Genomic DNA, 14,389 nt, shown 5'->3' with positions numbered 1-14,389 from the left:
GCTGTTTTGAAGAAGAATAAAAAGTATGTCTTATAAAGTTAGAAAGCTCGAAAACGATGAACAAGGTACTCATTATGGTATTTTTATTAATGAGTTACTTATTCATTATGTTTTCAATCGAAGTCGAGCGCTCGAAATAGTCGAAGAGCTAGAAAATGGTAAAATTTTAATAGATGTGATTACTGTTGATATAGTTCGTGAGGAACAGCGAAAGTGTCAAAAATTACTAGATATAGAAAAAACTAAAGCTGGCGAGTTGGCTGTAAAACTATTTCAAGTGAATAAACAATTATCCCAATTAAAGTTGAGCGAAGAGTCAAAAAAGTTAAAATCAATTGTTCAAAAACCTGCGATTACTATTATGCCTAAAGGTACAAAAGATAAAACGTCGTTGTTTATGTCTGTACACCATATGAATAAAACGGAAGCTTCAGAGTTAGTAGCTCTTATACAAGAAGTTAAAAATAAAGGTTTTAAATACAGTAAAGAGTTATCTTCATACATTATGAAAAATCAGCTTAAACGAAAATATCCACATATTTCTGGTGTGGTTAAAATGGAAAAGTCTGGAGAACAATGGGATTTTTCTGGTGGATTCCCAAAAAAGATCTACGGTATTGTATGTAAGGAATTAGGCTTATCGGATCTGGGCACGACGGCAAAGGCTGTTGGTTTTACATCGTTTAAAGAAATGGGTGGTTTATTTTAAACACAGCTAACAATTGCATCAACACGATTTACTACACTCGGCATCTCAGGTTGTCGGGTGTTTCTCGTTTTAAGGCGTCAATATTAAGTATAATTGCATAGTAGTAAACGTGTTATGCAGGCTATAAGTAAAAGGTAGTCATGTGACAAATATAAGAAAAATCCATTGTAATTATTGTGGTGTTGATACTAATCATGAACTTAAGGCATCACATTCGAAGCATGATTATGAAGAAGCACATATCAATGGTCAGAGTTATCTCCACTATTACGAAGAGTCAGAGTTCAACTTTTGGGTATGTAGAGGTTGTGATACTGCTTGTATTGAAGATTCTTATACTTGCTCGGGTATGACAGATGAGAATGGGGATAAAATATATGGCTCGACCTTTTATCCAGAGAGAGGCTGGAATCAAAGAAAACCAAAAGACTTTCTCCATATAAAGCCCGAGATTAATAGCGTTTATAAAGAAGTAGTGAAAGCCTTTCAAGTTGGGCTAGGCGTTCCGACTGCTATGTCAATACGTTCGTTACTTGAAGCGATTTGTATTGATCAAGGGATTACAGATAAGGTTGCGTGGAAATTTGAGGTTAAAATCGAAAAACTTCAGGAAGTTGCGGGCATTCCTTCGAGTATCACTGATGGTTTAAAGAGTTTGAAGTTTATCGGTGATGATGCTGCTCATAGGTTGGTTAGCCCTGGAAAACCTATCTTGTCTTCTGCATTAGATCTAATCGAGGCTTTGTTAACGCACTTATACGAAGCGAAGTTTGACCTACATGTAAAAGCAGAGAACATGAAGGCAATTAGTTCGAGTTAATTTACTTATAACAAATAAGGATTAAGGTGTTGTGCAGCCAACACTAAATCCCGGGTGTGTGCGCCGAGCATGGCGTTGTTCTAGGAGGTGAAAGTCCTCTACGGGCTCAGTCGAAAGAGAACCGTTAGCCTATGCAAGGGTGTTCACCGTGAGGTGAAATCTGAAGGAAGCAAATGGCAAAATATGGTTGTGACGGACAGAAACCTGATAGTAGGCAATGATGACTTGGGTAACCTAGCACTATATAGATTAGCCCGATAATTCGACAGGAAGGGCATCCTTGTAAATCAGGCACGGCCATAGGAAAGAACAGCGTCTTACCTCGGGAGATCTTAATACCTGTCCATGAGGACTAAAAGTGTAGTGATATGCTTTGATGGGTATTAAGAAGTCAGCAGAAGGCATAGTACCTTGAAGGTAACTCATTCAAGGGAAGGCCCGAATCGAATATATCAAGAAGCAGTCACCAGCAACTCAGATACGTGGTGTAACAGTAACGATGAAACCCATCCCTACGATCCAATTGGTGAAGCCGTAAGTCGATCTAATGGATGCGAAGTGTAACAAGCGTATGTGGCGTAAAAGGAAGGACGAGTCTTGATGCAAACCAGTCAACTACTAGAAACAATGTTCAGCTCTGAAAATTTAAACAGGGCATTGAAGCAAGTTAAGAGCAATAAAGGTTGTGCTGGTATTGATAGATTATCGATCCCAGCAACCATCGAAAAGCTCAAACAGGGTGATAATGGGAATAAGTTTCGTCAGTCTTTACTGAATGGGACTTACCAGCCTCAACCGGTACTTGGAGTAGAAATTCCCAAAGCCAAAGGAGGAGTTCGTCAACTCGGAATTCCAACGGTACAAGATAGGATCGTGCAACAAGCGATATCCAATATACTTACCGATATATACGAACCTAAATTCTCTAACAGTAGTTACGGATTCAGACCGAGAAGAAGTGCTCATCATGCTTTGGCTCAAGGAAGCAAATTTATCCGCTCAGGGCTTGGATACGTTGTAGATATTGATTTGGAGAAATATTTCGACACAGTGAATCATGACAGATTGATGAACCGATTATCTCGAGATATTGAAGATAAAAGAGTGCTGAAATTGATCCGCCACTATTTACAAAGTGATTTAATGCGAGGTGGGATAGCAGAACAACGACAAAAAGGAACACCACAAGGTGGACCATTGTCGCCCCTGTTATCGAATATTGTGTTAGACGAACTTGATAAAGAACTCGAAATCAGAGGCCACAAATTCTGCCGCTATGCGGATGATTGTCAGATCTACGTTAGTAGCGAAGTGGCAGCAAAAAGAGTGCTGCTTTCGATTAGTCGCTTTCTTGAAGGCAAACTAAAGCTCAAAGTAAACCAAGAGAAAAGTAAAGCAACTCGCGCGAGCGAGCGAAGCTTTCTAGGTCATTACTTCAAGCAGTCAGGAGAGGTAAGGATCACAAAAGATGCTTATCGCAGAATGAAAATTCGAGTACGTAAAATCACCAAGCGTAACCAAGCTAAAAGCCTTCCGGTAGTGATTAAAGAACTCAATCAATACTTGAGGGGCTGGCAGTCATATTACAAGCTGGCTTTATTTGGGGACAGAATGAAAAGGCTTGATGGATTGTAGTGGCATAGTGAATTTGGCCACCTAGTTAGAGGTGATATCATCACCTCATAAGTTAACAGGTGACACTATGACAAAACGTACAAGACGAGTATTTAGCGCAGAGTTCAAGCTTGAATCTGCCCAGTTAGTGCTAGACCAAAACTATTCGATTATTGAGGCGGCTCAGGCCATGAATGTGGGTAAATCTACCATGGATAAGTGGGTGCGCCAGCTTAAAGAAGAACGTCAAGGCAAAGCGCCGAAAGCCTCGCCAATGACACCAGAGCAAATTGAAATACGTGAGCTGAAGAAGAAATTAGCCAGACTTGAGGAGCACAACGAAATATTAAAAAAAGCCACAGCTCTGTTGATGTCAGACTCGTTGAACAGTTCTCGATAATCGAGAAACTCAGCCAGAGCTACAGTATAAAAACATTATGCGAAGTGTTCAGTATTCACCGTAGTAGCTTTAAGTATTGGCGAAAAAGACCGGCAGTCATAAACGCAGAAAAGGTTAAACTCCGTAGCTTAGTTAATGAAGTACATACTGCTAGCAACGGCTCTGCGGGTGCGAGAACCATCGCTGACATGGTGACAAACCAAGGGACAGATCTGAGTTGTTACCGAGCTACAAAGCTGATGAAAGATCTTGGTTTAGTCAGTTGCCAATCACCAAAACATAAATATCGAAAAGCGTCACAGGAACATATTGAGGTGCCAAATCACTTAGGCCGCCAGTTTGCCGTTACAGCGCCGAATGAAGTTTGGGTGGGCGATGTGACATATGTTTGGACAGGTAATCGCTGGATGTATTTGGCCGTTGTCATGGATCTTTTTGCTAGAAAAGTGATTGGTTGGGCGATGTCGTTATCGCCTGACAGTCGATTGACAGGAAAAGCGCTATCAATGGCTTATGAGTCACGTGGTAAGCCTAAAGGCATCATGTTCCATAGCGATCAAGGCAGTCACTATACCAGTCGAAAATATCGTCAATTACTGTGGCGTTTTCAAATAAAACAGAGTTTATCTCGCAGAGGGAACTGTTGGGATAACGCGCCGATGGAGCGCTTCTTTAGAAGTCTGAAAACGGAATGGATTCCAACGGTAGGCTATCGTAGTTTCGCTGAGGCTCAGCAAGAGATCACTCGCTACATTATTGGGTATTACTGCCAACTCAGGCCACATCAGTATAATGGTGGCCTAACGCCCAATGAATCAGAACGATTATATTGGAAAAACTCTAAAGCCGTGGCCAATTTTAGTTGACCACTACAGGATGGATTCGACGTCGTCTAAGGTGTTACAAACTTAAACAACGAAAGCGAAAATACAGCATAGCGGTTTGGCTTATCAAATCAGGGCTAACAACACGTGATGCTTGGAACCTCGCGAAATCAGATAAGGGGTGGTGGAAGTTATCGAGAACCCCTCAACTTCATCAAGCGTTACCAGATAAACAACTTGCGGGACTAGGTTTGTACTCATTGCAAGATGGGTATGAGGCATTGAAAATATATTCGAAACCGCCGTATGCGACCCACGCTTGTACGGTGGTGTGAGAGGACGGAGGTCGTGAGGCCTCCTCCTACTCGATTGAACAAGTTCGACGCTTTTTTATAGGGTAAATTGTGCGATCTAGTTTGAAGGGGGAGTCCATGTCATTCGTTATACGAGAGTGCATTATGAAGAGTCTCCTTGTAATCATCATTATATTGGCAATTTTTTCTGCTTATGTTCAATATACTTTTAGTGAAAAAGAAAAAGTATTACTTGGCATTGCAGAACAATTTCATAACCAGTGTCAAATAGATTCTGGCTGTTTTATGTCTCCAAATGGTTGGCGTAAAAAGCATGGTTATTATAGTAATGGATTGATGGAATATAGAATGAGTGATAATAGATTTACAATTCATTATCACATTGCAACAGACACTTGGTTGTTAGCTAAAGGAGGGAAAGGCATTGAGTTAACAATCGAAAACATAGGTGAATATCAATAATATTCACTATGACAATGTATTTAAACGAACAATAGACTCCATTCGTTAAGTGAATAAGGACGTTATGCAACAGTCAATTGAAAGTAATCGATTATTATTGAGGCCGTTTTCTCCTAATGACGCAGAGCGTGTTGCAGAATTAGCAGGTGATGAAGTTATCGCAGAAATGACGGCAAACATTCCTCACCCTTATGCCGTATCAGATGCTGAAAGTTGGATTGGCACTCATAAAGCGTTATTTTTGAGTGGGAAAGGCGTTGTTTTTGCCATTGTGCTAAAAGAGAGTTTTGAGCTAATTGGCGCTATCAGTTTCCCGAAACTAGATAATGGTTTGGGTGTTCTTGGTTACTGGTTAGGTGTTTCTTTCTGGGGTAACGGATACGCAACCGAGGCATCTAAAGCTCTGATTTCCTTTTCAAAGGAACATTTCGGATTAACAACATTGCAAGTAATGCATCTTGTTGAAAACGAGCGCTCAAGGTCAGTCATTGAAAAGCTGGGTGCAAAATACGTCGGCAATGAGATAAATCGCATGCAAGGTCGAGATCGTGAGGTTTGCATCTATCTGTCTGAGGTGTAAAACTTAAATGGATTTTTTCTATCAAACTCCGCTAGGTGCAATACATAGCCTATGTGCTTTAATTGCATTGATTTCAGGGTTTATTGTTTTACGTAATACTAAAGGGACGCTTTTTCATAAGAAAATAGGATATGTTTACGGGATCTCAATGGTCTTATTGAATTTATCAACAATCCCAATTACCAACTTATTTAATGGTATGGGATTTTTTCACCTATTTATTCTTATGAGTTTGCCGACCGTATTAGTGGGTTTGTATCTTCCTATATTTGGTCGTCATCATACAAATTGGTTAAATAATCATTTTGATTGCATGTGTTACAGTTATATTGGTCTTATAACAGCGGCTGTTGCTGAAATAATAATGCGAATGCCATTAACACGGGTGGTTGATAATATGACTCAATATGTCATTGCTGTTTTTGTAATAAGTGGTTTGATAGGTTTGGCTGGGTGTGTATTTATAAATAGATATAAAGTTAAAAATCCAGCGAACAGATAATAATTAAGGTGTTGCCTCGCTAAATTTATTATGCGCTACATATCAAGTTTGGTCGCACCGGATGAGAAGGCGCCTAACTCATTCGTTATGCCTTTTCTGGAAAATCAACACGGAGGGTAATCGCTTTGGGCAAACAATTTTCAACGTTATCAGATAAACATATCGCGTTTATCGAAAAGCAAAAAATCTATTTTGTTGGGACGGCTGCTGAGTGTGGTCGGGTGAACCTGTCACCCAAAGGTGGGGATTCTTTAAGAGTCATTAACTCGAAGCAAATAGCTTGGTTGAACCTAACAGGAAGTGGCAATGAGTCTGCTTCACATGTTATTCAAAACCCACGAATGACAGTGATGTTCTGTGCATTTGAGGGTTCTCCGCTAATCCTTCGAGCGTATGGGGAGGCAAAAGTATTACATTCTAAAGACGAAGGATGGGAGGTGCACTCAGCCCTGTTTCCGGCCAGTGTTTCAGCTAGACAAATCTTTGTTTTAGATATCGATTTGGTTCAGTCATCATGCGGAATGTCCGTCCCATATTTTTCCTTTGAGGGCGACCGTGATGATTTGGCTAGATGGTCAGAAAAGCAAGGAAAAGAGGGGATTGAGCAATACTGGCTGAAGAAAAATCAAAAAAGTATCGATGATTTTGAAACTGAAATTGCAAAACGCTCGGGCTTGGACTGACAGCAGCGTCAATCAGACAGAAAGACCATCATGAATTGAGCATCAAAGATCGCGGAGGGTAAGGGCGAGTGTGTACAGTGAGTGATAACGCATTACACCTGCGCATGATGCAGAAAATTGCATTCGTGATCTAACGAACATGGCGATTTTGGGGTTCTTATGACGGATAAAACACATTAGTGGTAATCACTCACATAAGTTAGGGTTATTTTGTGATTTGATGCGATTTACACAGAGAAAGGCAGTCTGTGACGTTTCTATTTGAGACATCTTTTTATAGATTGCTAACCTCGACTGAATAAAGGGTATTGATGACTATTGGATAGTTGCCGGATAAAAACTCAAACTCAAAGGCGCTCATTAATATCGAATAACGCTTTCACAGTTAAACCCAATTTATTATTAACTTTTAGAGTGTGTTATGAATAAGTTTAAGATCCCAAACAACATTGCCTTTGGTGAAGGTGCGTTACAGGAATTGGCCAATATTCAAGGCCGCCGAGCCGTGATCGTCACGGGTGGCAGTTCGATGAAGCGCTTTGGTTTTATAGATCAAGTGCAAGCGATGTTAAGCCAAGCCGATATTGAATCTTGTGTGTTTGATGGTGTAGAGCCCAACCCTTCGGTTGAGACCGTCGAAAAAGGGGCGCAATTGATGCAGGAGTTTGAGCCGGATTGGATTGTCGCAATTGGTGGCGGTTCAGCGTTAGATGCGGCAAAAATCATGTGGTGTTTCTATGAGCACCCAGAATTGACATTGGACGACATTTTACCCGTTGGTGCCATGCCTGCGTTGCGCAATAAAGCGAAGTTCATCGCCATTCCTTCTACCAGCGGGACGGCATCAGAAATTACGGCGTTCTCTGTGATCACCGATCTGAAAGAGCATGTGAAATACCCGATTGTCTCTGAACATATCGTGCCTGATATTGCGATTATCGACCCTGCATTACCCGCCAAAATGCCCGCACATATTACGGCCAATACCGGCATGGATGTCATGGCGCATGCATTGGAAGCGTTTGTTTCTATTGCCGCGAACGACTATTCGGATCCACTGGCGATGCGATCAACGAAGTTGGTGTTTGAAAACCTCGCGACCGTGTACGAAAACGGCGACGATATGGTTGGGCGTGACAACATGCACAATGCTTCAACGCTGGCAGGCATGGCATTTTCCAATGTGTCGCTTGGCTTAGTGCATTCTTTAGCTCATAAAATTGGCGGGGAATTTGGGGTCACTCATGGTTTGGCCAATGCGATTTTGTTGCCGTACATTGTGAAATATAATAAACAATTCACGGATAAATACGCCGAGATGGAGCAATACTTAGGTATTGCCTCTTTGGAAGATGCGATTTTGACCCTCAACCATCAATTGAATATCCCTGTCGCGTTTAAAGATATTGATGAAGTGACGATCACGGAAGACGCTTTTCTTGCCGTGTTGGATCGCATGAGTGACAATGCGTTCAATGATCCTTGCACTTTGACCAACCCAGGCACACCATCGCCTGAAAGTGTCAAAGCCATTTATACCCAAGCGTACTATGGGCAGTTTTGATCGATAAGCTGTCTGGTTTAATCGTTTGTTCCGTCCTAAAATAAGTTAACGTTTTTTACTAAGCCAGTGACGTAAGTCGCTGGCTTTTTTAATTTCTGCTTATCTGTTGCGTTAATGCAAGCCAGCGTTCGATAGTCTGTTTAGCATGATGCAATCGGAAAAGATCGGTTATGCGGTCGAGATTGAAATAAAATACTTTTTACTCTCTTTTAACGGATATTTTTTAGAACCACATTTGCTTTCCAAGATCAACGCGTTGCATAGTCCGTCACAGCTATGGATACTGATAATACATTCAGTAAAGCGCGCACTGCGGCAAAGCACAGCCTTCATGTTTGTATGTCCGTTACGCATTTCTCTCTGGGGTTCTTTTGACAGGAACGCCACGTGTTTATTTTGTTATTTATTGAATTGATTCCTATATTTATAGGTCGTGCTATTTGTTTTGGTATTGTTGATATAAGCAATACTTTCAAAGGAATTGAAAATGAAAAAAACACTCAGTGTGTTATTGCTGCTTTGTGCCTCTTGGGGGGCGCATGCTGGTGTGACTCAACCTGACGGTTGGCATTCAAATAATATGCAATTTCAAGGCAATGACATGCTGACTATTTTGAATAATAACTCAATAGAAGGGTCATCTTTACAGCTGGTATTTGATCAAGCACCGAAACAATGTTTGAGTTCGCTTTCTATTGTTTTTGGCGGGTATGGTCATGAGGGTTTTACCCGCCATGATCTCAATTGTGTCGTCGAAGCAGGCCGAGGCGATAACGCGTATTCCGAAACATTTATGTGCTCCGGTATTGGCTCTCAAGACAATGGGATATTGCTGTTTAATCTAATCTTGGACGATGAAAGCAAAGCAAGATTGTTTGCTGGGATTGACGGAAAAGATGCACTCAGCTTTCATGTGATTGAAGCGGAACTGCGCGAGGTGTTTGATATGGTGAACGCCCCGCAATTTTTCGAGCAAGGTCTTTCGTTTTGTACTGAAAATAACGTGTAACCCTCGTTGTTTTGAACGCATTTATCCCCCCAAAGAAGTCTATAAATCAGCGTTCCTTTGTTTTTTTATTCTCCGGTTCATTGCCTGTCGAGCTGGCATTGTGGATACTGCCTTTTGGCAATGATGCCGTCATCGCTCTGGATAAGGAATGAACCGTGTACCAACTGTATTACTACCCCAATAATGCCAGCTTGGCGCCGCACTTTTTGTTGCACCACATGCAGCAGCCTTATGATTTGATTCTGGTCGACAAAAAAGCCAATGGGCAGAAGTCGCCGGACTACTTGCGATTAAATCCTGCCGGACGAATTCCTACTTTGGTGGTGAACGATCAGCCGATTTTTGAAAGTGCCGCGATTTGTATTCACCTATGTGAATCCCATCCTGAATTTGCTCTCATCCCGCCGCTCGGCCACTCTGCACGTCCCTTGTTTTTTCAATGGCTCGCCTATCTAAATAATACCCTGCAAGCAGAGCTCATGGTGCGTTATTACCCGCATCGTCACACGAATGATGAAAGCGCGATCCCCAGTGTGGTGGCGGCGCAAGATGATCGTATCGGGGAGGCGTTGTCAGTGATCAATGATCAATTGGCGTTGCATCCGTACTTGCTCGGGCAAGACCTCACTGCCTGTGATTACTTCTTATTTATGCTGGCGGAGTGGTGTTTACCGGTGAAGCGTTCACCGTTGACGTTCTCGCACTTAGCTGCGTATTTAGAGCGCCTGTGTGCACTCCCAACCATTCAGGCCGTGTGCGAGATAGAAGGGATGGATCTCACGCCGTTTAGCGCCAATACCGTACGAGTAACGCCATGAAATGGGGTGATTTGACCTGCTTTCAGTGAATGAATTAATTTTACACTCAAAATAAAGTGTGATCGCTTAATAAATACCCTGTAATTGTTAAAGGTATCATTCCCTTATTTGGTGTATTCAATTCCAATATGTCTCTCCATTTTGATAGATGCGGCCAAAAGTATTCGTTATAGGCCGTATCTGCTTTACCTTTATTTTAGTTTGTAAAATAAAGGGGAACGCAATGAAATGGAAAACAACAGCCCTTGCGCTAGCGGTTGGCGCACTGTGCTCATCATCGGTATTTGCTTTGCCACAACAGGCTCTTAACCAGTTTGGTAACGATGTCGACTTGACATACACCGTGATGGATAACACTCAGGACGAGTGGCGTACCTTCCGCGCAAAAATATCGTTGAATAATCAAGGCTCTACAGCGCTGCCTGCTACGGGTTGGTCTATTTGGTTCAGTCATATTCGTAAGATCCCAACGGTCTATAGCGATCAATTTACTATTTCGCATGTTAACGGCGATATTTTCAAACTAGAACCCACAGCGGCCTTCAGAGGGCTACCCGCTGGACAGGTCCTGAATATTGAGTTTGACGGCTCGGACTGGCAGGCGGCTAAAACGGATGTGATGCCTAATTGGTATTTTGTGTCTGACCATGAAGGCGTGGCAGTCTCAGCGTTAATCAAAAGCACTAGCAATCGGGTAAATGGCCAAGTGCCAGTGAAGCCAGCAGAAGAGTTGGCTTTCGTTGCTGACTTTACGGATGCGAAGCAGTGGAAGCGTTACGATGCGCCAAGCCTGCGTGATGCTTATGATCCGTTCACGGCTGAGCAGCGTTTTGAACGCAATGCCTCGCTGTCTAAAATCGATGACGTGGTGGGCGTGGTGCCGGCGCCGACACAAATGACTGTCGGCGAAGGCGCTGTGGCGTTGGATGCGGATTGGGTGATCGTTTATGACGCCGGTTATGAAAAAGAAGCGGCCTATTTGGGTGAGCAACTTGGCCTGACTGTGGCACCGTGGTCACCGACAGCTGCCAAAGTGATCAAAGTGGGTTGGGGTCAGGTGTCGTTGAACAGCCGTTCAGTATGGACGGATGCGTATCAACTGACCGTCGATGCGGCGCAGGGCAACATCAAGATCGCTGCCGTTGATGCTGCGGGTGCGTTCTACGCCGTACAGTCGTTGCTGCAATTGGTCGATAACGGCAACGTGCCAGCGGTACACATTACCGATGCACCGCGTTTTGAATACCGTGGCTTCTCGCTGGACGCATCACGTAACTTCCGTGATAAAGAAACCGTTCTACGCCTGCTGGATCAAATGGCGCGCTTTAAGCTCAATAAACTGCACCTGCGTTTGGCGGATGATGAAGGCTGGCGTATTGAAATGGCATCGTTGCCAGAGCTAACAGAAGTGGGCTCTCGCCGTTGTCACGATCCGGAAGAGCGTACCTGTTTGCTGCCTTTCTTGGGCGCAGGTCCTGACGGCACCGCCGATTCTGACGGTTTCTACACCGCGCAAGAATACCGTGAAATTCTGACGTATGCCGCTGAGCGCAACATTGAAGTGATCCCAGAGCTCGACATGCCGGGCCACGCCCACGCCGCTGTGAAAGCGATGGAAGCCCGTTACCACCGTTTGATGGACGCCGGTAAACAAGCCGAAGCGGAAGAGTTCCTATTAACTGACTTTGAAGATAAGTCAGATTACCTGTCTGTTCAGTTGTTTACGGACAACGCCATGAACGTGTGTATGGAATCGACCTTTACCTTTGTTGATCAGGTTGTCGGTGAATTGGCGGCGTTGCACCAAGGCGTTCAACCACTGAAAACCTTCCACTTTGGTGGTGATGAAGTGGCTGGGGCATGGAAAGCGTCACCTGCGTGTGATGCGTTCTTTGCAAATAACGACAAAGGGATCACCTCACCAGACCAACTTAGCCAATACTTTGTTGAGCGTGTCGCGGCCATTACCGCCAACCACGGTTTGAACCTTGGCGGCTGGGAAGATGGCTTGATGCACAACGGTAAAGTGTACCCGCGTGCGAACATGGCCAATGCGGCCGTGACCGGTAACGCATGGCAGAACATTTGGGAGTGGGGGGTTGGCGATCGTGCCTACAACATGGCCAACAATGGCTTCAAGGTGATTTACAACCACGCCACACACTTCTACTTTGACCACCCGTATGAGCCGGATCCGAACGAGCGTGGCTACTACTGGGCACCGCGTTACACCGATACACGTAAAACCTTCGGTTACATGCCGGATGACGTGTTTGCCAATGCTGACTTCACCCGCGCAGGTGCACCGATCACCAAAGAGGACGTTGTGGCGTCTGCGGGCGTGAAAAAGCTGGAACGTCCCGAAAATGTGGCGGGTCTGCAGAGTTCACTTTGGGCGGAAACCGTACGTACCAGCGAGCAATTTGAAGGCATGGTCTTCCCACGTATCATCGCAATGGCAGAGCGTGCATGGCATACCGCCGCATGGGAAGCGAACGATGCACAGGCCAAGCCTGCGGATGAAGCGGCACGTGATGCCGATTACAACCGCTTTGCCAACTTGCTGGGTCAGCACGTGTTTGCTGACTTAGAAGCGGAAGGCATTGATTTCAACCTACCGGTACCGGGTGCCAAGGTGGTTGACGGCGTCCTGCATGCTAACTCGGCGTTCCCTGGTCTCGCGATTGAATACTCGCAAGATAATGGCACCAGTTGGCAGGTCTTTGATGCAGCGAACCCACCGGCTGTCGCGGGTAACGTGTTGCTCCGTACTGCTTCTGGCGAGCGCGCAAGCCGTACCACCTCGGTACAGTAATGTAAGTGTGAATAATCGGATTACATAACCTAAGACCCAGCGTTTATCGCTGGGTCTTTTTTTAGGGCTTTTTATGTCATTAACGTGAGGCGTGTCGGTGAGTCGATATTGATAATTTACACAGATGTTGTGCGCCACATAGGCTCAATGCCTGCGACATTCAGGATACAAAGGAGACAAGATGCCATTTACACCGATCCATATGGGACCTGCATTGATCGTAAAAGCCGCTGCCGGCACGGCTTTTTCGTTAACCGTGTTTGGTTGGTCTCAGATCGTGATGGACATTCAGCCACTCGTTGTGATTTTGACCCAAGAAGGGGATTTACACGGTATTTCCCATACGTTGCTGGGCGCGTTAATACTTGGCTTGTTCGCTGCCGTAACCGGGAAATACCTCAGTACATGGGGATTGATACTGATTAAGTGGCGACGGTATTTGCCTATTCGCTGGAAAACCGCGTTCATCAGTGCCTATATTGGGACCTTCAGCCATGTATTGCTTGATAGCATCATGCATGTGGATGTGTCACCGTTTGCCCCGTTCAGTGCAGCAAACCCGTTATATGGTTTGATATCCATATCGTGGCTACATACGCTGTGTTTCAGTTCGGGGATTATTGGGGCTGTGGTGTTTGTTGGACGTGAAATGTGGGTGCAACGGGCGCACAAATAGATCACGTGTATCAAGATAAGTGCCATTAAGCAGTTTGGTCGCCAGTCATCGCAACGCGAGTCTGCTGCGTATAAGCCTCTACAGTGAGAGACTTAACGAGGAAGCAACGCGATGAACATTTTTATTCTGGATGATGACATTCAAACCTGCGCGCAAGCGCATTGCGACCAACATGTCGTTAAAATGATCTTGGAAAGCGTACAGTTACTCTGTACTGCATTGAATAAAAAAGGGTTTGAGACCCCGTACAAATCGACCCATCCTAAACACCCCTGTGTGCTGTGGGTGGAAGCCTCTTACGATAATTTTCTTTGGTTGCGTGATCTTGCTTTGGCGCTAAACGATGAATACAAATACCGCTATAACAAACAGGGAGATCATAAATCTATCGCCGTATTGGCTGAGATTGCAGACTGCCGGTTTCCATCGCACGGCTTGACGCCGTTTGCCCAAGCCATGCCGGATGAATATAAAGTCGACGGTGATCCGATCACGGCTTATCGCCAGTTTTATCTCGGGGACAAATCCGCATTTGCCAAATGGACTAAGCGTTCGCCTCCGCCGTGGTATCGTCAAGACGAGTCTGCGTGATGACGAGC

14 protein-coding genes are annotated in these 14,389 nt (G+C 44.3%); all 14 read left to right on the top strand.

Features of this window, described 5'->3' with window-relative positions; genetic code table 11:
- Positions 1 to 25 precede the first annotated feature (25 nt).
- The 14 genes from ACSF8W_RS03205 (at position 26) to ACSF8W_RS03140 (ending at position 14,381) form a co-directional block, all read left to right on the top strand.
- Positions 26 to 709 (top strand): hypothetical protein, encoded by a 684-nt coding sequence (locus ACSF8W_RS03205; protein ID WP_500844953.1) that lies wholly within the window; start codon positions 26 to 28, stop codon positions 707 to 709.
- A gap of 142 nt (positions 710 to 851) precedes the next feature.
- Positions 852 to 1,529: a DUF4145 domain-containing protein gene (locus tag ACSF8W_RS03200; RefSeq protein WP_230604790.1), complete on the top strand. Its 678-nt coding sequence runs from the start codon at positions 852 to 854 to the stop codon at positions 1,527 to 1,529.
- A 600-nt stretch (positions 1,530 to 2,129) separates the two neighbouring features.
- Positions 2,130 to 3,164 (top strand): group II intron reverse transcriptase/maturase, encoded by a 1,035-nt coding sequence (ltrA, locus tag ACSF8W_RS03195; RefSeq protein WP_500844951.1) that lies wholly within the window; start codon positions 2,130 to 2,132, stop codon positions 3,162 to 3,164.
- Positions 3,165 to 3,231: 67 nt separating this feature from the next.
- Positions 3,232 to 4,409, top strand: a protein-coding gene (locus ACSF8W_RS03190; protein WP_500844949.1) for an IS3 family transposase whose coding sequence is annotated in 2 segments (ribosomal slippage) — positions 3,232 to 3,490 and positions 3,490 to 4,409 — 1,179 coding nt in all. Because the reading frame shifts where the segments join, the coding sequence is not laid out codon by codon here.
- A gap of 416 nt (positions 4,410 to 4,825) precedes the next feature.
- Complete coding sequence (locus ACSF8W_RS03185; RefSeq protein WP_500844947.1) at positions 4,826 to 5,143, top strand: hypothetical protein; 318 nt, start codon at positions 4,826 to 4,828, stop codon at positions 5,141 to 5,143.
- 64 nt (positions 5,144 to 5,207) lie between these two features.
- On the top strand, positions 5,208 to 5,723 hold the full coding sequence (locus ACSF8W_RS03180; RefSeq protein ID WP_500844945.1) for a GNAT family N-acetyltransferase: 516 nt from the start codon (positions 5,208 to 5,210) through the stop codon (positions 5,721 to 5,723).
- A gap of 7 nt (positions 5,724 to 5,730) precedes the next feature.
- Positions 5,731 to 6,225, top strand: a complete 495-nt coding sequence (locus ACSF8W_RS03175) for a DUF2306 domain-containing protein (protein ID WP_500844943.1) — start codon at positions 5,731 to 5,733, stop codon at positions 6,223 to 6,225.
- A 125-nt stretch (positions 6,226 to 6,350) separates the two neighbouring features.
- On the top strand, positions 6,351 to 6,908 hold the full coding sequence (locus ACSF8W_RS03170) for a pyridoxamine 5'-phosphate oxidase family protein (protein ID WP_500844941.1): 558 nt from the start codon (positions 6,351 to 6,353) through the stop codon (positions 6,906 to 6,908).
- A 421-nt stretch (positions 6,909 to 7,329) separates the two neighbouring features.
- On the top strand, positions 7,330 to 8,472 hold the full coding sequence (locus ACSF8W_RS03165) for an iron-containing alcohol dehydrogenase (protein ID WP_500844939.1): 1,143 nt from the start codon (positions 7,330 to 7,332) through the stop codon (positions 8,470 to 8,472).
- 487 nt (positions 8,473 to 8,959) lie between these two features.
- Positions 8,960 to 9,481: a hypothetical protein gene (locus tag ACSF8W_RS03160; RefSeq protein WP_500844937.1), complete on the top strand. Its 522-nt coding sequence runs from the start codon at positions 8,960 to 8,962 to the stop codon at positions 9,479 to 9,481.
- 155 nt (positions 9,482 to 9,636) lie between these two features.
- Positions 9,637 to 10,299 (top strand): glutathione S-transferase family protein, encoded by a 663-nt coding sequence (locus tag ACSF8W_RS03155; protein ID WP_500844936.1) that lies wholly within the window; start codon positions 9,637 to 9,639, stop codon positions 10,297 to 10,299.
- Between the two features lie 223 nt (positions 10,300 to 10,522).
- Entirely contained in the window at positions 10,523 to 13,114 is a 2,592-nt protein-coding gene (locus ACSF8W_RS03150; RefSeq protein WP_500844934.1) for a family 20 glycosylhydrolase, read from the top strand.
- 181 nt (positions 13,115 to 13,295) lie between these two features.
- Positions 13,296 to 13,790 carry a metal-dependent hydrolase gene (locus tag ACSF8W_RS03145; RefSeq protein ID WP_500844932.1) on the top strand — a complete coding sequence of 165 codons (495 nt, stop codon included), beginning with the start codon at positions 13,296 to 13,298 and terminating at the stop codon, positions 13,788 to 13,790.
- Positions 13,791 to 13,901: 111 nt separating this feature from the next.
- The gene (locus ACSF8W_RS03140) at positions 13,902 to 14,381 is read left to right on the top strand and encodes a pyrimidine dimer DNA glycosylase/endonuclease V (protein ID WP_500844931.1); all 480 of its coding nucleotides are present in this window, start codon (positions 13,902 to 13,904) and stop codon (positions 14,379 to 14,381) included.
- Positions 14,382 to 14,389: the final 8 nt, after the last annotated feature.

Source organism: Photobacterium sp. 270122K (assembly GCF_059941365.1).
The sequence above is the reverse complement of the archived record's forward strand: the minus strand, read 5'-3'. Positions and strand labels throughout refer to the sequence as shown.

What these genes read in the sequence shown, in the direction of transcription:
- ltrA (WP_500844951.1), top strand. Translation starts at nt 2,130, where the DNA reads ATGCAAACCAGTCAACTACTAGAAACAATGTTCAGCTCTGAAAATTTA.
- ACSF8W_RS03185 (WP_500844947.1), top strand. Translation starts at nt 4,826, where the DNA reads ATGAAGAGTCTCCTTGTAATCATCATTATATTGGCAATTTTTTCTGCT.
- ACSF8W_RS03160 (WP_500844937.1), top strand. Translation starts at nt 8,960, where the DNA reads ATGAAAAAAACACTCAGTGTGTTATTGCTGCTTTGTGCCTCTTGGGGG.
- ACSF8W_RS03150 (WP_500844934.1), top strand. Translation starts at nt 10,523, where the DNA reads ATGAAATGGAAAACAACAGCCCTTGCGCTAGCGGTTGGCGCACTGTGC.
- ACSF8W_RS03180 (WP_500844945.1), top strand. Translation starts at nt 5,208, where the DNA reads ATGCAACAGTCAATTGAAAGTAATCGATTATTATTGAGGCCGTTTTCT.
- ACSF8W_RS03175 (WP_500844943.1), top strand. Translation starts at nt 5,731, where the DNA reads ATGGATTTTTTCTATCAAACTCCGCTAGGTGCAATACATAGCCTATGT.
- ACSF8W_RS03145 (WP_500844932.1), top strand. Translation starts at nt 13,296, where the DNA reads ATGCCATTTACACCGATCCATATGGGACCTGCATTGATCGTAAAAGCC.
- ACSF8W_RS03140 (WP_500844931.1), top strand. Translation starts at nt 13,902, where the DNA reads ATGAACATTTTTATTCTGGATGATGACATTCAAACCTGCGCGCAAGCG.
- ACSF8W_RS03165 (WP_500844939.1), top strand. Translation starts at nt 7,330, where the DNA reads ATGAATAAGTTTAAGATCCCAAACAACATTGCCTTTGGTGAAGGTGCG.
- ACSF8W_RS03205 (WP_500844953.1), top strand. Translation starts at nt 26, where the DNA reads ATGTCTTATAAAGTTAGAAAGCTCGAAAACGATGAACAAGGTACTCAT.